The organism is Erwinia sorbitola, from assembly GCF_009738185.1.
Taxonomy (GTDB): domain Bacteria; phylum Pseudomonadota; class Gammaproteobacteria; order Enterobacterales; family Enterobacteriaceae; genus Erwinia; species Erwinia sorbitola.
Genome location: NZ_CP046509.1, coordinates 2727624 through 2746530, shown reverse-complemented (window position 1 = coordinate 2746530; position 18907 = coordinate 2727624). Strand labels below are relative to the sequence as shown.

The 18907-nt window shown below is 56.8% G+C and carries 20 protein-coding genes; 15 read left to right on the top strand and 5 right to left on the bottom strand.

The window, feature by feature from the left end:
* Positions 1 to 38: 38 nt before the first annotated feature.
* The 13 genes from phnF to phnE (GN242_RS12240) all read left to right on the top strand — a co-directional run bounded on the left by phnF (position 39) and on the right by phnE (GN242_RS12240) (position 10813).
* Positions 39 to 758, top strand: a complete 720-nt coding sequence (gene phnF / locus GN242_RS12300) for a phosphonate metabolism transcriptional regulator PhnF (RefSeq protein ID WP_156287569.1) — start codon at positions 39 to 41, stop codon at positions 756 to 758.
* Entirely contained in the window at positions 759 to 1202 is a 444-nt protein-coding gene (gene phnG / locus GN242_RS12295; RefSeq protein ID WP_154750823.1) for a phosphonate C-P lyase system protein PhnG, read from the top strand.
* Positions 1199 to 1774, top strand: coding sequence for a phosphonate C-P lyase system protein PhnH (phnH, locus tag GN242_RS12290; RefSeq protein ID WP_154750824.1), 576 nt, complete (start codon positions 1199 to 1201; stop codon positions 1772 to 1774). Before phnG ends, phnH begins: the two co-directional genes overlap by 4 nt.
* Complete coding sequence (locus GN242_RS12285; RefSeq protein ID WP_156287568.1) at positions 1774 to 2850, top strand: carbon-phosphorus lyase complex subunit; 1077 nt, start codon at positions 1774 to 1776, stop codon at positions 2848 to 2850. Before phnH ends, GN242_RS12285 begins: the two co-directional genes overlap by 1 nt.
* Positions 2843 to 3685 (top strand): alpha-D-ribose 1-methylphosphonate 5-phosphate C-P-lyase PhnJ, encoded by an 843-nt coding sequence (locus GN242_RS12280; RefSeq protein WP_156287567.1) that lies wholly within the window; start codon positions 2843 to 2845, stop codon positions 3683 to 3685. The genes GN242_RS12285 and GN242_RS12280 overlap by 8 nt, the downstream gene beginning before the upstream one ends.
* Entirely contained in the window at positions 3682 to 4443 is a 762-nt protein-coding gene (gene phnK, locus GN242_RS12275) for a phosphonate C-P lyase system protein PhnK (protein ID WP_154750827.1), read from the top strand. Before GN242_RS12280 ends, phnK begins: the two co-directional genes overlap by 4 nt.
* A gap of 84 nt (positions 4444 to 4527) precedes the next feature.
* Positions 4528 to 5232 (top strand): phosphonate C-P lyase system protein PhnL, encoded by a 705-nt coding sequence (gene phnL, locus GN242_RS12270; RefSeq protein ID WP_154750828.1) that lies wholly within the window; start codon positions 4528 to 4530, stop codon positions 5230 to 5232.
* Positions 5229 to 6365, top strand: coding sequence for an alpha-D-ribose 1-methylphosphonate 5-triphosphate diphosphatase (phnM, locus tag GN242_RS12265; RefSeq protein ID WP_156287566.1), 1137 nt, complete (start codon positions 5229 to 5231; stop codon positions 6363 to 6365). The genes phnL and phnM overlap by 4 nt, the downstream gene beginning before the upstream one ends.
* On the top strand, positions 6365 to 6910 hold the full coding sequence (gene phnN, locus GN242_RS12260; protein WP_156287565.1) for a ribose 1,5-bisphosphokinase: 546 nt from the start codon (positions 6365 to 6367) through the stop codon (positions 6908 to 6910). Before phnM ends, phnN begins: the two co-directional genes overlap by 1 nt.
* Before the next feature lie 259 nt (positions 6911 to 7169).
* On the top strand, positions 7170 to 8018 hold the full coding sequence (gene phnC, locus GN242_RS12255; RefSeq protein WP_154750831.1) for a phosphonate ABC transporter ATP-binding protein: 849 nt from the start codon (positions 7170 to 7172) through the stop codon (positions 8016 to 8018).
* Between the two features lie 57 nt (positions 8019 to 8075).
* The gene (gene phnD / locus GN242_RS12250; protein WP_154750832.1) at positions 8076 to 8999 is read left to right on the top strand and encodes a phosphonate ABC transporter substrate-binding protein; all 924 of its coding nucleotides are present in this window, start codon (positions 8076 to 8078) and stop codon (positions 8997 to 8999) included.
* Positions 9000 to 9062: 63 nt separating this feature from the next.
* A complete protein-coding gene (gene phnE / locus GN242_RS12245; protein ID WP_154750833.1) occupies positions 9063 to 9932 on the top strand; it encodes a phosphonate ABC transporter, permease protein PhnE in 870 nt (289 codons plus the stop codon).
* Entirely contained in the window at positions 9929 to 10813 is an 885-nt protein-coding gene (gene phnE / locus GN242_RS12240) for a phosphonate ABC transporter, permease protein PhnE (protein ID WP_156287564.1), read from the top strand. The genes phnE (GN242_RS12245) and phnE (GN242_RS12240) overlap by 4 nt, the downstream gene beginning before the upstream one ends.
* Before the next feature lie 107 nt (positions 10814 to 10920).
* On the opposite strand, the gene GN242_RS12235 is transcribed toward phnE (GN242_RS12240), so the two are convergent.
* From GN242_RS12235 to GN242_RS12215, 5 genes are all read right to left on the bottom strand, one after another.
* Complete coding sequence (locus GN242_RS12235) at positions 10921 to 11745, bottom strand: glycosyltransferase family 8 protein (RefSeq protein ID WP_156287563.1); 825 nt, start codon at positions 11743 to 11745, stop codon at positions 10921 to 10923.
* Complete coding sequence (locus GN242_RS12230; RefSeq protein WP_156287562.1) at positions 11742 to 13139, bottom strand: D-arabinono-1,4-lactone oxidase; 1398 nt, start codon at positions 13137 to 13139, stop codon at positions 11742 to 11744. Before GN242_RS12230 ends, GN242_RS12235 begins: the two co-directional genes overlap by 4 nt.
* 144 nt (positions 13140 to 13283) lie before the next feature.
* On the bottom strand, positions 13284 to 13922 hold the full coding sequence (locus GN242_RS12225) for a TetR/AcrR family transcriptional regulator (protein WP_154750837.1): 639 nt from the start codon (positions 13920 to 13922) through the stop codon (positions 13284 to 13286).
* A 134-nt stretch (positions 13923 to 14056) separates the two neighbouring features.
* Positions 14057 to 14821 carry a hypothetical protein gene (locus GN242_RS12220; protein ID WP_154750838.1) on the bottom strand — a complete coding sequence of 255 codons (765 nt, stop codon included), beginning with the start codon at positions 14819 to 14821 and terminating at the stop codon, positions 14057 to 14059.
* A 76-nt stretch (positions 14822 to 14897) separates the two neighbouring features.
* Positions 14898 to 15725 carry an AraC family transcriptional regulator gene (locus tag GN242_RS12215; RefSeq protein WP_156287561.1) on the bottom strand — a complete coding sequence of 276 codons (828 nt, stop codon included), beginning with the start codon at positions 15723 to 15725 and terminating at the stop codon, positions 14898 to 14900.
* Positions 15726 to 15970: 245 nt separating this feature from the next.
* On the opposite strand from GN242_RS12215, the gene GN242_RS12210 reads away from it, so the two are divergent.
* Both GN242_RS12210 and melB read left to right on the top strand, forming a co-directional pair.
* Positions 15971 to 17275 (top strand): alpha-glucosidase/alpha-galactosidase, encoded by a 1305-nt coding sequence (locus GN242_RS12210; RefSeq protein ID WP_156287560.1) that lies wholly within the window; start codon positions 15971 to 15973, stop codon positions 17273 to 17275.
* Between the two features lie 85 nt (positions 17276 to 17360).
* Positions 17361 to 18812 carry a melibiose:sodium transporter MelB gene (gene melB, locus GN242_RS12205; protein WP_154750841.1) on the top strand — a complete coding sequence of 484 codons (1452 nt, stop codon included), beginning with the start codon at positions 17361 to 17363 and terminating at the stop codon, positions 18810 to 18812.
* Positions 18813 to 18907 lie beyond the last annotated feature (95 nt).

Sequence of the window (18907 nt, the reverse complement as noted above, 5' to 3'; positions counted from 1 at the left end):
TTCCCCGCTAACCGGAACGGCTATGTGGAGATTTTTGTATGCTTAACTTATCCAGACATCCGACCACTCTGTATCAGGCTATCGCCGCCCAGCTGGAGGATGAGCTGCGCAGCCGCTATCGCTGCGGCGAATATCTGCCCTCAGAAAAACAGCTGGCAGCGCACTATGCCGTTAACCGCCATACCCTGCGCCGTGCGGTAGATGAACTGGTGGATAAAGGGCTGGTACAGCGGCGTCAGGGCGTTGGCATCCTGGTGCTGATGCGCCCCTATAACTATCCGCTTCACTCCCAGGCTCGCTTCAGCCAGAACCTGCTGGAACAGGGAAGTCATCCCACCAGTGAACGTCTGCTGGCCGTGCTGCGCCCTTGCAATGCCGAAGTGGCAGCGGCGCTGGGCGGCAACGAAGGCGACACGGTTATCCATCTGCGCACCCTGCGTCGGGTGAACGGCGTGCCGGTCTGCGTGATCAACCATTACCTGCCGGATCTCACCTGGTGGCCCCAGCTACAGCAGTTCAGCAGCGGCTCGCTGCATGACTTTATCCGCCTGCAACTCACCAGCGGTCTGACGCGTAAACAGACCCGAATCACCGCCCGCCGTGCGCAGGCCAAAGAGAGCGGCCTGCTGGAGGTATCCCTGCATGCGCCGCTGCTCTGCGTGCGCACCCTGAATACCTGTACCGACAGCGGAAGGACGGCGGAGTACTCCGTCAGCCTGACGCGTGCCGATATGATTGAACTGACGCTGGAGCACTAAATGGAAGCACATAAGGCACGTCAGCACTGGCTTTCAGTGCTGGCACACAGTCAGCCGCAGCAGCTACTGGCGCACTGGCCCGCTAATCTGCCCACCGATTACCAGCTGCTGCGCGCCCCGGAAACCGGTCTGACCCGATTGCAGGCGCGCATGGGAGGCACCGGACGCCGCTTTATTCTCGGCGATACCACCGTGACCCGCGCCGTGGTGCGTATGGCAAACGGCACCTGCGGCTACAGCTATATTCTCGGGCGCGACAAAGCCCACGCTGAACGTTGTGCGCTGCTTGACGCCCTGTTACAGGACGACAGCTCACAGCATTTACATCAACAGATTATCGCCCCCCTGGCGGCCCTGCGTGCAGAACAGCAGGCGCTGCGTTCACGCGAAGTGGCCAGCAGCAAGGTCGACTTCTTTACCCTCGTTCGCGGAGATAACGCATGACCCTACTGGCCAGTTTTAGCCATCCCGTTGCTGATGCGCAGCGCGCCTTCCGCCGTATTCTTAAAGCGATGAGTGAACCCGGCGTGATGGTATCACTGCCGTCGCTGCCCGCCTGGGGAAAGGCGTCCTGCGCTGCAACGGCGGTGATGATGACGCTGGTGGATCGTGAAACCCCGCTGTGGATTGATGATGCGCTGCGCGATGACGCACTGTTGAGCAATCTGCGTTTCCACACCGGCGCGCCGATCACCGACAGCACCGAAGCACCCTTTGCCCTGATGCATGCCAAATCGGCTACCAGCATCGACCGCTTTTCTCCGGGCGATAATCTCTCTCCGGAGAAGAGCAGTACCCTGATTATTGATGTTCCGGCCCTGAGCGGCGGCCTTACCCTGCGCCTGCGTGGCCCCGGGTTACAGGAGCGTAGGGCCATTGCGCCGCAGCTACCGGAAAGCGTTCTGAGCTACCTGCGCGATCGCAACCACCGCTTCCCGCAGGGTATTGATCTGATCTTCACCTGCGGTGAAAACATGATGGCGCTGCCGCGCAGCACCGACGTGGAGGTTTGCTGATGTATGTTGCGGTGAAAGGGGGCGAGAAGGCGATAGCCGCCGCCCATCAGCTACAGGAGAGCCTGCGCCGGGGTGATGCCAGCCAGCCGGATCTGAACTGCTCCCAGATTGACCAGCAGCTCGGCCTGGCCGTAGATCGCGTGATGACCGAAGGTGGTATTCACGACCGCGAGCTGGCGGCGCTGGCCATCAAGCAGGCCAGCGGTGATTTGGTGGAGGCTATTTTCCTGCTGCGCGCCTACCGCACCACGCTGCCAAGGCTGGCAGACAGCCTGCCGCTGGACACCGCAACGATGCGCCTGGAGCGGCGTATTTCGGCGGTTTACAAAGATCTGCCTGGCGGGCAGCTGCTGGGGCCGACCTGTGATTACACCCATCGTCTGCTTGATTTTACCCTGCTGGCCGAAGGCAAAACCCCGCTTACCCCGCGTGCGGAACAGCCGCTGGCGGCAGAGTGCCCGCATATGTTTGATCTGATGACGCGCGAAGGACTGGCGCGGCGCGAAGAAGACGACGGCAGCGAGCCGCTGGATATCACCCGCGATGCGCCTTCCTACCCTATGCCGCGCTCCGCACGGCTGCAACAGCTGGTGCGCGGTGATGAAGGTTATTTACTGGCGCTGGGCTACTCCACCCAGCGCGGCTACGGTCGTACCCACCCCTTCGCCGGTGAGATACGTACCGGATTGGTCACCGTAGAGATTGTGCCCGAAGAGCTGGGCTTCGCGCTTTCCATTGGCGAAGTGATGCTGACCGAATGTGAAATGGTGAACGGCTTTACCACTCCCGCCGATAGCGCCCCGCATTTTACCCGTGGCTACGGGCTGGTATTTGGTCGCGCTGAACGCAAAGCGATGGCCATGGCGCTGGTGGATCGCGCCCTGCAAACCGACGAACACGGAGAACGCATTACCAGCCCGGCGCAGGATGAAGAATTTGTACTCTCACACGCGGATAACGTCGAAGCTGCCGGGTTTGTCTCCCATCTGAAACTGCCGCATTACGTCGATTTCCAGGCCGAACTGGAGCTGCTGAAACGCCTGCGGGCTGAATATCAGGAGAAGCACCGTGACTGAACTGAGCGGTTATAACCCCGGTTATCTGGATGAACAGAGTAAACGCACCATTCGCCGCGCCATCCTCAAGGCGGTAGCGATCCCCGGATATCAGGTGCCGTTCGGCGGACGTGAAATGCCAATGCCCTACGGCTGGGGCACCGGGGGCATTCAGCTTACCGCCAGCGTTATTGGTGAACATGACGTGCTGAAGGTGATCGACCAGGGAGCAGATGACACCACCAATGCTGTCTCTATTCGTCGCTTCTTCCAGCGCGTCAGCGGAGCTGCTACCACCGAACGTACCGTGGATGCCACGCTGATCCAGACGCGCCACCGCATTCCTGAAACGCCGCTGACTGAAGATCAGATCCTGATTTATCAGGTACCGATCCCGGAGCCGCTGCGCTTTATCGAACCGCGCGAAACAGAAACCCGCACCATGCACGCGCTGGAGGAGTACGGCATCATGCAGGTGAAACTGTATGAAGATATCGCCCGGTATGGTCATATCGCTACCACTTACGCTTATCCGGTCAGAGTCAACGATCGCTACGTCATGGATCCGTCGCCTATCCCGAAATTCGACAATCCGAAAATGGATATGATGCCGGCGCTTCAGCTGTTTGGTGCCGGGCGCGAGAAGCGTATCTACGCGCTGCCGCCCTATACTAAAGTGGAAAGCCTCGATTTCGACGACCATCCGTTTACCGTGCAGCAGTGGGATGAACCCTGCGCTCTGTGCGGTTCGCGCGACAGCTATCTCGATGAAGTGGTGCTGGATGACCAGGGCACACGCCTGTTTGTCTGCTCCGATACCGATTACTGCCATCAGCAACAAGAGAATCCATCATGACGCGCGAAACACCGCTGCTGGCGGTCAATCAGTTAACGCATCTTTATGCGCCGGGGAAAGGGTTTAGTGATGTCTCATTTGAACTCTATCCGGGGGAAGTGCTGGGCATTGTTGGCGAATCCGGTTCGGGGAAGACCACGTTGCTGAAGTCGATCTCTGCGCGGCTCGCTGCGCAACAGGGTGAAATTATTTATCAGGGGCAGGATCTCTATGCATTAAGTGAAAGTGAACGCCGCCGCCTGCTGCGTACCGAATGGGGCGTGGTGCATCAGTATCCGATGGATGGCCTGCGGGCTCAGGTCTCTGCCGGGGGCAATATCGGCGAGCGCCTGATGGCGGTAGGCCAGCGTCACTACGGAGAGATCCGCGCAACCGCCGGTAAGTGGCTACAGGATGTGGAGATCCCGCTATCGCGCATTGACGATCTGCCGGGAACCTTCTCGGGCGGTATGCAGCAGCGCCTGCAAATTGCCCGCAATCTGGTGACGCATCCAACGCTGGTATTTATGGATGAACCTACCGGCGGGCTGGATGTATCTGTGCAGGCGCGGCTGCTCGATCTGCTGCGCAGCCTGGTGCGCGATCTCAATCTGGCGGTGGTTATCGTGACCCACGATCTCGGCGTGGCGCGTCTGCTGGCGCACCGGCTGCTGGTGATGAAAGAGGGCGTAGTGGTGGAGAGCGGTCTGACCGATCGCGTGCTGGATGACCCGCATCATCCTTACACCCAATTGCTGGTTTCATCAGTGCTGAGTTAATCCGCTCGGGGCTGTTTTTCATGTTCGCCCCGGGCAGCGCTCAAACTAACAGTGACAATAACGCCCCAAAAAATCAGAGAGCTTATGAACCTGAAACTGCGCGTCGAAAATCTGTCAAAAACCTTTGTGATGCATAACCAGCACGGCGCGGAGCTGCCGGTACTGCGCAACGCTTCGTTGCAGGTGGCCGCGGGGGAGTGCGTAGTGCTCCATGGCCATTCGGGCAGTGGAAAATCCACGCTGCTGCGCTCGCTGTATGCCAATTATCTGCCGGACAGCGGCCATATCTGGGTTGAGCATCAGCAGCAGTGGGTGGATCTGGTGAGCGCTCCGGCGCGGCAGATCCTCAGCATTCGCCGCGAAACCATCGGCTGGGTCAGCCAGTTTCTGCGTGTGATCCCGCGTATCTCGACGCTGGAAGTGGTGATGCAGCCGCTGCTGGAGCGTGGCGTAGCGCGAGACGAGAGCGAAGAGCGTGCCAGAGCGCTGCTCAGTCGCCTCAACGTGCCATCGCGACTTTGGGCGCTGGCACCGTCCACCTTTTCCGGCGGTGAGCAGCAGCGGGTCAATATTGCCCGTGGTTTTATTGCTGACTCGCCGATTCTGCTGCTGGATGAGCCAACCGCCTCCCTTGATGCTGCCAACAGCGCCGCCGTGGTTACGCTGATTGAGGAAGCTCGCCAGCGCGGTGCGGCCATAGTCGGTATTTTTCATGATAACGCGGTGCGCGATCGGATCGCTGACCGCCTGCATGTGATGCAACCTGTTGCTCTGGAGTGCGCCGAATGATCATCAACAACGTAAAACTGATCCTGGAAAATGAAGTGGTTGCAGGATCGCTGGCCTGCGAAAACGGCGTGATCCGCGCTTTTTCCGATACGCAAAGCCAGCTGCCGTCGGCCATTGACGGCGAGGGCGGCTGGCTGATGCCCGGTATGGTGGAGCTGCATACTGATAATCTGGATAAGTTTTTTACCCCGCGCCCTAAGGTGGACTGGCCCGCACACTCGGCGATGAGCAGCCATGATGCGTTGATTATCGCCAGCGGTATCACCACGGTGCTGGACGCGATTGGCGTGGGCGATGTGCGCGACGGCGGCCACCGCATGGAGAATCTCAATAAGATGATCGATGCCATTCGCCATGCGCATAAGCACGGTCTGAACCGCGCCGAGCATCGGCTGCATCTGCGCTGTGAACTGCCCCACGATTCCACGCTGCCGCTGTTTGAGCAGCTGATGTGTAACCCGGCGCTGTCGCTGGTATCGCTGATGGATCACTCACCCGGCCAGCGTCAGTACGTGTCGCTGGCGGCATGGCGCACCTATTTTGGCGGCAAATATCAACTCAGCGATCGGCAGCTTGATGAGTATCAGGCCGATCAGCTGCGCCTTGCCGCACGCTGGTCAGCGCCAAACCGCGAGGCGATCTCCGCCTGGTGCCGACAGTATCATATCCCGCTTGCCAGCCATGATGACGCCACCTGTGAGCATGTGGTGGAGTCAAAAGCAGTAGGCAGCGTTATCGCCGAATTTCCCACCACCGAAGATGCGGCATATGCCTCACGCGAGATGGGTTTGCAGGTGCTGATGGGCGCACCAAATATCGTGCGCGGCGGTTCGCACTCCGGCAACGTCGCCGCCAGCGAACTGGCACAGCTTGGCCTGCTGGATATTCTATCTTCGGATTACTACCCTGCCAGCCTGCTGGACGCGGCTTTCCGCCTTGCCGCTGACGATCGTAACAGCATGACATTACCTGCGGCGGTGGCGCTGGTAACACGTAACCCCGCCCGCGCCATTGGTCTTGACGATCGCGGCGTGATTGACGAGGGGAAACGCGCCGATCTGGTGCTGGTGCGCCAGCATCGTGACCAGGTCTATGTCTCCGGCGTCTGGGCGCAGGGCAGGAAGGTATTCTGATGGGGCGGCTGATCTGGCTGATGGGGCCTTCCGGCTCCGGCAAGGACAGCCTGCTGCTGGCATTGCGCGAATGTGCGCCGGAACGGCTGGTGATTGCCCATCGCTATATCACCCGCAGTGCCAGCGCCGGGGGCGAGAACCATATTGCCCTGAGCGAACATGAATTCCGGCGGCGGCGTGATTATGGTTTGTTCGCCCTGAGCTGGCAGGCACACCAGTTTTACTATGCGCTGGGTATTGAGATCGACCAGTGGCTGGCCAACGGGCTGGATGTGGTAGTCAACGGCTCCAGGCTTCATCTGGCGGCTGCGCGGCAGCGCTATGGCGATCGGCTATTGCCGGTCTGTTTGCAGGTGTCGGCGGAAGTTCTGGCCGGCCGCCTGCGCCAGCGTGGCCGCGAGGATGAAACGGCTATTATCCAGCGGTTGCAGCGTGCCGCCGGGCCGGTAGCGGCAGAATGTGTGACGTTGAGTAATGATGGAGCATTAAGTGAAACATTAAAGGGTTTTTCAGCGTTATTAGCGCAAGGGAGGGGGCGGCTGTGAGATAAATGCCCCATCAGCGCAGGACAGCTCAAAACAGCTCAGAACAAGGCAGGCCTTGCGCCTGCATCTGCCCACCAGTTGGTAAAACGAAACCATCTGCAACGATTTCCGGCAATAATTAACTCCCTGAATACGCTTCCCTGGCGTGGCAAAATTTCACCTGTCACGCTTCCATCACTCCTTTGTCATTAAACTTTCATCGCACACGTGGTTAATAGGGCGCACAGCGGATAACGCGTAACCTGATAACGGATCACTCATGGCACAGGCACTATTAAAAATTGCCCACCAGCAGCAGGCGCTGCCGCACGAAAAACACCGTGCAAAAGTGCTGGCAGTACAGGGGCTGGGAAAAGCTTACGGCACGCAGGCACGGGTGTTGCAGGATATCAACTTTGACCTGCACGCGGGTGAGCTGGTGGCGGTGATTGGCCGCAGCGGCGCAGGAAAATCCACCCTGCTGCATGTGCTGAATGGCACCCTCCCGGCCAGCGAAGGGGCTGTCCTGCATTTTAATGAAGATGGTAAACAGCAGAACATCGTTGAGCTGAACACCCGGCAAATGCGCCAGTGGCGCAGCGATTGCGGCATGATTTTTCAGGACTTCTGCCTGGTACCGCGGCTGGATGTGCTCACCAATGTTCTGCTCGGCCGCCTGAGTCAGACCTCGACGCTAAAATCATTTTTTAAAATCTTCACCGATGAAGATCGCGCCCGTGCCATCGGGCTGCTGGAGTGGCTGAACATGCTGCCGCAGGCTTTGCAGCGTGCGGAAAACCTCTCCGGCGGGCAGATGCAGCGGGTAGCGATCTGCCGTGCCCTGATGCAGAACCCCAAAATATTGCTGGCCGACGAGCCGGTAGCCTCCCTCGATCCAAAAAATACCCGCCGCATTATGGATGTGCTGCGTCAGGTAAGTGGTAACGGCATCAGCGTGATGGTCAATCTGCACTCGGTAGAGCTGGTGAAAGAGTATTGTACGCGTGCCATTGGCGTTGCTAAGGGCCGCATTGTGTTTGACGGCCATCCGTCAGAACTGACTGATGATCATCTGCATTTATTGTACGGCGACGAAAACTCTCAACTTAACGATCCCCATCACGCCTGACGCCACAGCGCCAGGAATGACGGGTAATAACACTTTTATGGGACACGGAACTCAGCAATGAAAAAAATACTTCTCGCAGCGGTAATCAGTAGTGTTATGGCAGCAAACGTTTATGCAGCTGACGCACCAAAAGAGCTGAACTTAGGCATTCTCGGCGGGCAGAACGCCACGCAGCAGATCGGCGATAACCAGTGCGTGAAAGAGTTCTTCGATAAAGAGCTGAATGTTGATACTAAACTGCGTAACTCTTCTGACTACTCTGGCGTGATTCAGGGCCTGATCGGCGGCAAAGTGGATATGGTGCTGAGTATGTCACCGTCATCCTACGCATCGGTCTATATCAATGACCCGAAAGCCGTGGATGTGGTGGGAATTGTGGTGGATGATGCCGATAAATCTCGCGGTTATCATTCGGTAGTGGTGGTAAAAGCCGACAGCCCGTACAAAACGCTGGCCGATCTGAAGGGTAAATCTTTCGGTATGGCGGATCCCGACTCCACCTCGGGCTTCCTGATCCCCAATGAGAGCTTTAAAAAAGAGTTTGGCGGATCGGTGGACGATAAATATCACGGCCACTTCTCCAGCGTAACTTTCTCCGGCGGCCACGAGCAGGATGTGCTGGGCGTGCTGAACGGTCAGTTTGACGGTGCGGTGACCTGGGCGTCGATGATCGGTGATTACAACACCGGCTACACCAGCGGCGCGTTCACCCGCATGATCCGCGCGGGTCAACCGGATCTGATGAAGAAAATCCGTATTATCTGGCAGTCGCCGCTGATCCCGAACGGCCCGGTGCTGGTCAGCAACAAGCTGCCCGCTGACTTTAAGGCGAAGCTGATCGCCGCCATTAAAAAGCTGGATACCGAACAGCACAGCTGCTTTATCAAAGCCGTCGGCGGTGCTCAACACATCGGCCCGGCAACCGTGGCTGATTATCAGGCGATTATCGATATGAAGCGTGCGCTGACAAAAGCACGTTAATTACCCGTTCTCTTCTCCACTGATAAGGGCTGGCTGCGGCCGGCCCTGCACTCAGGTATCCGCATGACGCATCCCGATTTTGAACGCTATTACCAGCAGATACGCGGCAAACAGAAGCGCGACACGCTGCTGTGGTCTTTAACCCTGCTGGTGCTCTATCTTGCCTCCGGCCATATGGCTGAATTTAATCTGCACACTATCTGGGTGTCGCTGCCGCACTTTTTCGATTACCTGGCTGAAACCATCCCGGTACTCCACTTTTCCCTGCTGTTTGCCGACGGCCATACCGAAGGTTCGCTGGCTTACTGGGGCTATCGTCTGCATATTCAGCTGCCGCTGATTTGGGAAACGCTACAGCTGGCGCTGGCTGCCACGCTGGTGTCGGTGATGGTGGCGGGGGTGCTGGCCTTTTTTGCGGCCAGCAATACCCAGACTCCGCGCACTCTGAGTTTCGCCATTCGCACGGCGGTGGCGTTTCTGCGCACCATGCCGGAGCTGGCATGGGCGGTCATGTTTGTGATGGCGTTCGGCATCGGCGTGATCCCTGGTTTTCTGGCGCTGGCGCTGCACACCATCGGCAGCCTGACCAAGCTGTTTTATGAGGCGATAGAGAGCGCATCGGACAAACCGGTGCGAGGACTGACCGGCGTTGGGGCTTCGGCATTACAGCGCATGCGTTTTGCCCTGTGGCCGCAGGTGAAGCCGATCTTCCTCTCCTATGGCTTTATGCGCCTTGAGGTTAATTTCCGTCAGTCCACCATTCTTGGGCTGGTGGGCGCCGGGGGTATCGGCCAGGAGCTGATGACCAATATCAAACTCGACCGTTACGATCAGGTGAGCATGACGCTGCTGTTGATTATTGTGGTGGTCTCGCTGCTGGATATGTTCTCCGGACGGGTGCGTCGGCGCGTTGTGGAAGGAAACCGTACATGATTGGATTAATTGGCAGTGACAGGCTGGAAGGGATGAAACAGCAGCATCAGGCGCTGTTTACGATACAGCGTAGCTATCTGCGACGTGTCGGGCTGATTGCGGCGGCGATCCTGCTCTATTACGTTTTTTTCTTTACCCAGTTTGGTATCAGCTGGTCACAGTTGACCCTCGGTTTAGGCCAGCTGGCGCACTACTTTATGCGCATGTTTGTCTGGCATGATGTGGCGAACTGGCCGTTCGCCTATTACTTCAGCCAGATATTTATCACCATCGCCATCGTCTTTGCCGGGACGCTGACCGCTACGCTGCTGGCACTGCCGCTCTCATTTCTTGCCGCCCGCAACGTAATGGCATCTCCGCTGCTGCGGCCGGTTGCGCTGCTGGTGCGTCGTATTCTGGATATCCTGCGCGGTATAGATATGGCGATTTGGGGGCTGATTTTCGTACGCGCCGTGGGCATGGGGCCGCTGGCCGGGGTACTGGCGATTATTATGCAGGACGTCGGTCTGCTGGGAAAACTGTATGCCGAAGGGCACGAAGCGGTGGAGCGCTCGCCGGGTCGCGGGCTGAATGCGGTGGGGGCGAACACGTTGCAAAAGCATCGCTACGCTATTTTTACTCAGTCGTTCCCCGCTTTTCTCGCCCTCAGCCTCTACCAGATTGAGTCAAATACCCGTTCAGCCGCGGTGCTGGGGTTTGTAGGAGCAGGGGGCATTGGGCTGGTTTATGCGGAGAATATGCGCCTGTGGAACTGGGATGTGGTGATGTTTATCACTCTGATTATGGTAGTGATTGTAATGGTGATGGATCATATCTCTGCGAAGCTGCGCAAGCGCTATATCAGCGGACAGCCCGTCCCGCTGTTTGTGCCGGAGAGATAGCCGGACTGAGCCAACCTTAAACGGCCAGCGTCCTTTTATGCTGGCCTGATCATGCGTCGTTCTCTGCCGCGCGATGCCAGCTCAATCCGGCCATTTACCGGTGCAGATTAAAGCCTGGCACCCACCTGCCACCAGCGCTGATTTAACGCGTAGTAGCGGTCGCCTGGTTCGGGCTGTTTCTCCCAGGGTTTATCAATAATGTAATGGATATTCTTCACCCGCTCTTGATCCCAAATGTGCGGGTGCTGATGGGGCAGGGTTTTCAGTGCGTTGTAGATATACGGCAGCGGCTGCCAGCGTCCAAGATAGAACTGGTTAAGAAAATCCTGCTCGGCAAACAGATAAGCAGAGAGATCGTCCAGTGCGGCCAGCTGTGCCAGCATCCGATCAAACACCCCACGATCGGGCGTCAGCAGCAGAAAGCCTCCGTTGAGGTAGTTATCAACCTTGCCAGGCTGCTCAACATTATCCACGCCTTCGCACCAGCTGTAGAAACAGTTTTCCGGCACCCAATCCGGCGGATAGCTGGCAATCCTGTTGGGATTACAGCGGCAGGCGTGGCAGGCAGCGATATTACCGTCAGCCAGCGGCAGGGAAAACAGCTCATCCATATTCTGCGTTACCAGCATATCCGCATCGAGAAAAGCCACGCGTTCGAACTCTGTCAGCGTCCAGGCTGCCAGCTTGGTCCAAACCTCAGAAAAACGCGCATTGGCGTAGCTCTCCTGCAACTGCGGATTCGGGCGCAGCGGTGCAACGTCACGCAGCAGGCAGCCTTCCTGCTCCAGCTGCTGGCGCGCGGGGCCATCAATATTCTCTGTCACCATCACCACCAGTGGATAGCGGGTGCCTGCGGCAAGCAGCGATGCCTGCAAAGCGCGAACGCCGATAAGATAATCAGGCTGCGTCAGTAGTGTTGCCCATGCTTTCATTGCTCTGCTCCCTGATCCAGCAGCCGCTGGCTGAAATCATTGCCGAAGGTATGCTGAGGATCCAGCGCTTCGCGTACCTGAGAAAAGGCCTGCCACTGCGGATAGATTTTCGCCCAGTTATACAGCGAGGCATCGAAATATTTCCCCCAGTGCGGACGTCCCCCTTCTTCCGCCAGCAGCTTTTCCACCGCCCGCAAAAACGCCACCCCTTCCGGAGAGAGTGAACCATCTTCAGCGTAGTAAATTACAAAGCCAAAGAAGCAGCTCTCCTGCTGGTAAGCGGGACTGAGCCAGCTTTCGGATGCCCCGGTACAGCGCAGGATCACCGGATAGTGCATATGCGGCTGCGTCTCCGCATGCCAGCGTTTTATACGGGCGATAACCGCTCCGGCCCGTGCCAGCGGGATCGCAATTTCAACATTAATCTGCGGGGTAGCAATACCCCGGCAGAACACCTGATAGACATCACCGGTGACGTCGGAAAAGTCTTTAAAGCGGGTCACGGTGCGGAAGGGTTTGCCGTTCTCATCGGTGATTTGCGTATCGCTGCGCATATGCTCCAGCGTCTGGTCGATGGTCTGGTTCATCGCATCGCTGGTCTGCTGCTGCTCGACCAGATCGCCGTGATTTGCCTGATACTGCGCCTGCTCTTCCGCATTGGCTTCACGGGCTGCCCATACGTGCACCTGGTTCTCCTCAGGGAACCACCAGGCTTTGCTCATCACGTAATCACGGTTCCACGTCAGCAGGTCGCTCTCCAGCGTATCTGCACTGACGGCTGTTTTAAAACAGGTGTAAACCTTCGCGGGCTGGGTACGCAGCGTTACCGCCGTTACAACGCCAAGGCAGCCGAGGCCGAGCTGTACCGCAGGAAACCAGGGATGTTGCCGATCAAACGTCTCAATGCGGCCATCAGCCAGCACCATGCGGATGCTCAGAGCCTCATCACCGATGCTGCTCTGCTGTAAGCCCTGGCCGTGGGTGCCGGTAGCCAGCGCCCCGGCGAGGGTCTGTGCATCAATCACTCCCGGCGATGCGGGGAGAATCCGGCCCATCGCTTTCAGCTGTTCATACACCTCGTGCAGCGGCGTGCCGCCAGCGAAGGTCGCGCTGTGCTCATCGCTGCTGATAAAGCCCCGCAGTGCTGAGGTATCGATCAGCAAGTCGTCGTTTTCACCGACTGCCAGCATCCGGCCGGGGGACATGCGGCGACCCATCACGCGTACCTGACCGCGATGATGCTGCAGCAGAATCTGGAGATCGCTTTCGCTGGCGGGGCAGGCCTGCTGGGTTTTTTTTGCCAGCGTGGCGTTCTGCGCCCAGTTCCATAAGGAAGTCTCATGGGGCGAAAGATGCGGCTGACGGCGTGGATAGCCGGAGGGTTCGCGAGTCATCGACAGCTCCTGTTCAGGACAATAACGGATGAATGGATAAAGAAAAAGGGAGGGTTAAGCCAGCATTAAGCGTAGACGAAAAAGCCCGTTATAGCTGCATAACGGGACGATTTATTTGTACGAGGCAAAAACTCTTGTACAGATTTAAGCCGTCGGGCGCAGATAGCGCAGCGTGGCATCGACCACCAGCTGCCGGTTGCGCGCAATGCTCTGCTGCTCGGTTTCGTTGCCGCCAAAGAGGGCATTAAAGGTGTAATGGTTAGCAACGTTGTGGAAGCTGATGCTGCTGATCAGGCGGTGAACATCCACCGTCGCTACCTTAGCATCGAACTCGCCATTCTGCTTACCGCGACTCAGCACCGCATCCAGCACATCCAGCGCACTTTGATTCAGCATCTTGATGGTTGCTGACTGGCTGATATAGCGGCCGCGCATCAGGTTTTCGCTACAGATCAGACGCATAAAGTCGGGATGTGAAATATGGTAGTCGAAGCTGGCCTCGGCCAGACGGGCAATCGCCTGAGTTGGCGACATCTGCGCCAGATTCAGCCCGCTTTCATGCTGGCGGATCTCGCGGTAAACCATATGCAGCACGTCGATATAGAGCTGTTCTTTATTGGTGAAGTGATAAACCACCATGCGTTTGGTGGTCTGCGCATCCTCGGCAATCTGTTCCATGCGCGCCCCCTGGAGACCATAGGCGGCAAAGGTGGTGAGGGCGCTGGCGAGGATGCGTTTCTTTAAACCTTCCGGATCGTTCTTGCGTTTGACGGGGGCTGGCATAGCGAGTCTATATCCATAATTCTCTGTGGAAACCGCCGCCAGAGTAGCGCCTGGAGCGCTCTCTGTATACTTCCAGATAACAGGATGCTCTGCTCCTGGTGGATAATTCGGCGATGGCGACGATGCAACCGGAATTACAGGGTTGAAAACCACGGGTGAGTGCGGTCAGTAACGCTGGTGTGAAGCTGCTTAATGCGGTTTTTCAGCTCGGCTTCTGTTGGTAACGGGCGGCCGCGTAATACTGTCTCGGCGGTGGCACCGAAGGTGATAATCCCCCGGGTGGCAATATCCGTAGCGGCAACATATCCCGCCAGCGCATCCTCTTCAGCGCTGTTCTCTGATGCTTTTTGTCGACAGCTCACCAGTAGCCCCTCCAGCGCGCGATAGAGTTCACGCGCCTCTCCCAGTACCGGTATTTTACCGCTGGAATCCCTTATTACCTGCTCAAGACGGGCAAATACCGTGGCGTTATCTCCGGCGCTAAACAGCGTCTCCAGCGTCTGCTGCCAGTGCTGCCAGGTGCGTACAAACAGGGCATTCTGCACCAGCGGCAGGCTGGCATACTGCCAGTGAAAATGCTCACTCAGATGGTTCACCCGCTGCTGCAACTCACAAAACTGGGTTTCATCGTCGAGCGTTGCAGGTATTACCGGTTTCAGCTCGGCAATAAAGGCCGCTATCTCGTCCCCGGTTTCAGGGGTAATCAGCGGTTGGATTTTGCGCTGCTGCAATAGCTTAAGCAGGCTGAGGTCATAAAACGCTGCGCTGACCCGCTCCCCGGCAAGTAAAGCGCGATTTATGGTTTGAATCACCTCAGCTGACTGCACCCGGGAACGCTGTTCCATCAGTGCGGTATGCAGCTGGCTGTAGGCAGGGGATGGGCTGAGTTCAGTATTCATCGGGCGCCTCACGGTGACAATAATCCGGCCCGGAGCCGGGCAGTGCCAGAGAGTATGGCAGAATCTCAGCCGCTTATCAGGCCGGACAGGCTCTCTCGCGCCGCCACTGGGTGGGAGAGCAGCGAAAATGGAGTTGAAATACCTTAGCAAACTGCATCTGGCTGGTGTAACCCAGTGAATAAGCGATAACTTTTATTGGCAGGCCAGGATCGGATAGCAGCGAGGTAGCAACCTCCATCCGCAGCAACAGCAGGTATTGTTTCGGCCCATAGCCAAACTGTTGTTGAAAAAGACGGCTAAGGTAGCTGCGGTCGATATTACAGTAGTCGGCGACTTCGCCAATAGTGAGGTTACGATGATAGTGGCGCTCAATAAACTGTATCGCACTGTCCAGATGCTTATTCCCGCAGCTTGAGTCATCGCTCCCCGCGTGGCGCGCGTTAGCGATCAGCGCATCAAGGAACAGACAGGTCAGCCCGGCGATGCGCAGCGAATGTACCGGATCCTGCGCCATCAGCTGTTGCAGCCAGGGATAGACCGGGCAGGGTAAACCATTCTCTTTTGGCCGGTAGACCGGCATATCGCGGCGTAACCCGCATTTCTCCAGGCTGCGCACAGCAATTAACCCGTCCATTTCCACCCACATATATTCCCATGGTCGCTGCTTATCTGCGGTGTAGGTGGTGATTTCGTGTGGATGGATAAGAAACGCTTCTCCCTGACGCACCGGCCAGCGCTGATTGCCACTGAATAACGTCCCACCGCCGCTTATCACATAATGTAAAAGATAATGCTGGCGTACCGCCGGGCCATAGCTGTGCTGACTGGCGCAGACTTCATGGCCGTACTGATAAATATTCAGTCCAAACTGGGCGATATCATCGGGGTGAATATCTTTTTGCATGACGTCTTCCTGTTTATTTTCATCTTATTACAGCAGCTTATCTTCACAGGACAGCACCGGATTATATCAGTTTGTGATATCGCACCTTTATTTTGACTACCAGAGCCGGTAATTAGCGAGCCAGATCACAGTTCAATCTGGCAGTCGTTTTTCACCATATCAATGTCAAAAAATGACATAGGCAGGCGAACGCACGCTGCCTAGAGTGAGTGCAACTTCATCTCACTGGTTCAGAAGGATAGGCAATGAAAATTACATTTCTTGGGGCAGGCAGTACGGTATTTGCGAAAAATGTACTGGGAGATATTCTGGCGACGCCCGCGTTGCAGCAGGTGGATATCGCTCTGTATGATATTGATGCAGAACGCCTTAATGACTCGTGGCAGATGCTGAATAATCTCAACGCCAATCTCTGCCAGGGGAAAGCGCGCATTGAGAAATATGCCGGTGTGGAACAGCGTCGCCGTGCGTTACAGGGGGCCAGCTATGTGATTAATGCCATTCAGGTTGGCGGCTACGATCCCTGTACGATTACTGACTTTGAAATTGCTAAAAAATATGGCCTGCGCCAGACCATTGCTGACACCCTCGGCATTGGCGGCATCTTCCGCGCCCTGCGCACCATTCCGGTGATGCTGGATTTTGCCCGCGATATGGAGGAGGTCTGTCCGGATGCCTGGCTGCTGAACTACACCAATCCGATGGCGTCACTGACCGGAGCGATGCTCAGACACACGGGCATCAAAACCGTTGGCTTATGCCACAGCGTGCAGGTCTGCGCCGAAACCCTGCTTAAATCCGTTGATATGTCCACTGACGGGGTGAAATGGCAGATCGCCGGAATTAACCATATGGCCTGGCTGCTGAATATCACCCGCGATGGTGAGGATATCTATCCGGAGATCAAACGCCGTGCGCTGGCCCTGACCGAAAAGCACGACGATATGGTGCGTCACGAAATCATGCGCGTATTTGGCTACTACGTTACCGAGTCATCCGAACACAATGCGGAATATATGCCGTACTGGATCAAGCGTCATTATCCTGAGCTGATTGAGCGCTTTAATATTCCGCTGGATGAGTATCCGCGTCGTTGTATTGAGCAGATCGATCGCTGGCACCAGCAGCGCGATAAGCTGACGCAAAATGAGAACCTCAGCCACGCCCGCAGCCACGAATACGCCTCCTGGATGATAGAGGCGATGGAGACCGACGTGCCGTACAAAATTGGCGGTAACGTGTTGAACCATGGTCTGATCACCAACCTGCCGGCCGAAGCCTGCGTGGAAGTGCCATGCCTGGTGGACGGGCAGGGTGTCACACCTTGCTATGTTGGCGATTTGCCACCGCAGCTGGCAGCGCTCAATCGCACCAATATTAATACCCAGCTCTTAACCATTGAGGCCGCTGTGACGCAGAAAAAAGAGCATATTTATCACGCTGCGCTGCTTGATCCGCACACCTCCGCCGAGCTGTCGATAGATGACACGGTAAAACTTTGCGATGAACTGATCGCCGCTCACGGCGACTGGCTGCCCGCATATCGTTAATTCCTGTAACGGAAGCAGATCTTTGGCTTGTGGCGACCTCAGCGGAGGCCGCCATTTACGATGACACTGGCGGGGATGGATCGCGATGACGGTTTCAGTAAAAACAAAAATCAGCTACGGGCTGGGTGCTTTCGGCAAGGATTTTGCCATCGGCATTATCTATATGTACCTGATGTACTACTACACCGATGTGGTCGGGGTATCAGTCAGTATGGTGGCCTCGCTGTTTCTGGTGGCACGAATTCTGGATGCTTTCTTTGACCCGGTGATGGGCTGGATTGTCGAACGTACCCGCACCCGGTGGGGTAAGTTTAAGCCCTGGATACTTATTGGTACCCTGAGCAATTCGGTGGTGCTGGTGTCGGTATTTTGTGCCCATCATTTTGAGGGCGGGGCGCTGATTGCCTGGATCTGGGCCACCTACCTGCTGTGGGGCTTTACCTATACCCTGATGGATGTGCCGTTCTGGTCTCTGGTGCCGTGTATCACCCTCGATAAGCGCGAACGTGAAGCGCTGATCCCCTGGCCGCGTTTCTTTGCCAGTCTGGCGGGGTACACCACCGGTGTGATCGGCCTGCCGCTGGTGAACTACCTCGGTGATGGCAATAAAGGCCAGGGGTTTATGCTGTTCTCGCTCATCCTGGTGGTGTTCTTTATTCTCTCGGCGATTATTACGCTGCGTAATATCGAGGAGAAGTACTCCTCCTCCGCCGTGCCGAATAGCGCAGAACAGACCACCATTAAAGCCGTTCTCAGTATGATTTTCCTCAACCGACCGCTGTTCGCGCTGCTGCTGATGGCGCTGGCATGGAACCTGGCGCATAACGTTATTACCGCGTTTGCCATCTACTACTTTACCTATGTAGTAGGCCGGGCGGAGCTGTTCCCCTGGTACATGATGTACGCCGGGATCGCCAATCTGATTGCGATTCTCTGCTTCCCGAAACTGGTGGCGCGCTTCTCACGGCGGGCAATCTGGATCAGTGCCTCGGTACTGCCGGTGATGAGCTGTCTGCTGCTGCTGGCAGTGGGTATCTACGCCCCACAAAGTGCAACGCTGATTTCGCTATCCGGCATTCTGGTTAATATTGGCGGAGCCTTCTTCTGGGTGATGCTGGTCATTATGGTGGCAGATACCGTGGACTACGGCGACTACGCCCTCGGCGTGCGCATTGAGAGCATCGCTTTCTCAGTTCAGACCATGGTGGTGAAAGCCGGAGCGGCATTTGCCGGGCTGCTGATAGGTGTGATGCTTGGCGTGGTGGGCTATGTGCCTGGCGTACAGCAGTCGGCGAATACCATTATGGGTATGCAGGGAATTATGATTGGCCTGCCGCTGCTGTTCTTTATTCTTACCCTGTGGATCTATCTGCGCCACTACAAACTGGATGGTGAAATCCTTCATGAAATGCAGCGCGCACTGCAGCATAAATATGGTGAAGGGCAGGGGAAAATGACCTCACCGGTAATGCCGCTGGACGGTGAAGTGGACGTGGTCTATCCACCGACGCCTGCCAGTAACCTGCGGCAATCCTGAGAATATTCCCCCATGAAAGTGGGGGAATTGTAACCACAGATTGCCAATTGTAATGTTATAAAGTAACAGTTATCATCCGCAGCGCGGGCGGCAGC

Bases quoted from the DNA above. Each gene is read 5' to 3' on its own strand.
- phnF (WP_156287569.1), top strand. From the start codon at position 39: ATGCTTAACTTATCCAGACATCCGACCACTCTGTATCAGGCTATCGCC.
- phnG (WP_154750823.1), top strand. From the start codon at position 759: ATGGAAGCACATAAGGCACGTCAGCACTGGCTTTCAGTGCTGGCACAC.
- phnH (WP_154750824.1), top strand. From the start codon at position 1,199: ATGACCCTACTGGCCAGTTTTAGCCATCCCGTTGCTGATGCGCAGCGC.
- GN242_RS12285 (WP_156287568.1), top strand. From the start codon at position 1,774: ATGTATGTTGCGGTGAAAGGGGGCGAGAAGGCGATAGCCGCCGCCCAT.
- phnK (WP_154750827.1), top strand. From the start codon at position 3,682: ATGACGCGCGAAACACCGCTGCTGGCGGTCAATCAGTTAACGCATCTT.
- phnL (WP_154750828.1), top strand. From the start codon at position 4,528: ATGAACCTGAAACTGCGCGTCGAAAATCTGTCAAAAACCTTTGTGATG.
- phnM (WP_156287566.1), top strand. From the start codon at position 5,229: ATGATCATCAACAACGTAAAACTGATCCTGGAAAATGAAGTGGTTGCA.
- phnN (WP_156287565.1), top strand. From the start codon at position 6,365: ATGGGGCGGCTGATCTGGCTGATGGGGCCTTCCGGCTCCGGCAAGGAC.
- phnC (WP_154750831.1), top strand. From the start codon at position 7,170: ATGGCACAGGCACTATTAAAAATTGCCCACCAGCAGCAGGCGCTGCCG.
- phnD (WP_154750832.1), top strand. From the start codon at position 8,076: ATGAAAAAAATACTTCTCGCAGCGGTAATCAGTAGTGTTATGGCAGCA.
- phnE (WP_154750833.1), top strand. From the start codon at position 9,063: ATGACGCATCCCGATTTTGAACGCTATTACCAGCAGATACGCGGCAAA.
- phnE (WP_156287564.1), top strand. From the start codon at position 9,929: ATGATTGGATTAATTGGCAGTGACAGGCTGGAAGGGATGAAACAGCAG.
- GN242_RS12235 (WP_156287563.1), bottom strand. From the start codon at position 11,745: ATGAAAGCATGGGCAACACTACTGACGCAGCCTGATTATCTTATCGGC.
- GN242_RS12230 (WP_156287562.1), bottom strand. From the start codon at position 13,139: ATGACTCGCGAACCCTCCGGCTATCCACGCCGTCAGCCGCATCTTTCG.
- GN242_RS12225 (WP_154750837.1), bottom strand. From the start codon at position 13,922: ATGCCAGCCCCCGTCAAACGCAAGAACGATCCGGAAGGTTTAAAGAAA.
- GN242_RS12220 (WP_154750838.1), bottom strand. From the start codon at position 14,821: ATGAATACTGAACTCAGCCCATCCCCTGCCTACAGCCAGCTGCATACC.
- GN242_RS12215 (WP_156287561.1), bottom strand. From the start codon at position 15,725: ATGCAAAAAGATATTCACCCCGATGATATCGCCCAGTTTGGACTGAAT.
- GN242_RS12210 (WP_156287560.1), top strand. From the start codon at position 15,971: ATGAAAATTACATTTCTTGGGGCAGGCAGTACGGTATTTGCGAAAAAT.
- melB (WP_154750841.1), top strand. From the start codon at position 17,361: ATGACGGTTTCAGTAAAAACAAAAATCAGCTACGGGCTGGGTGCTTTC.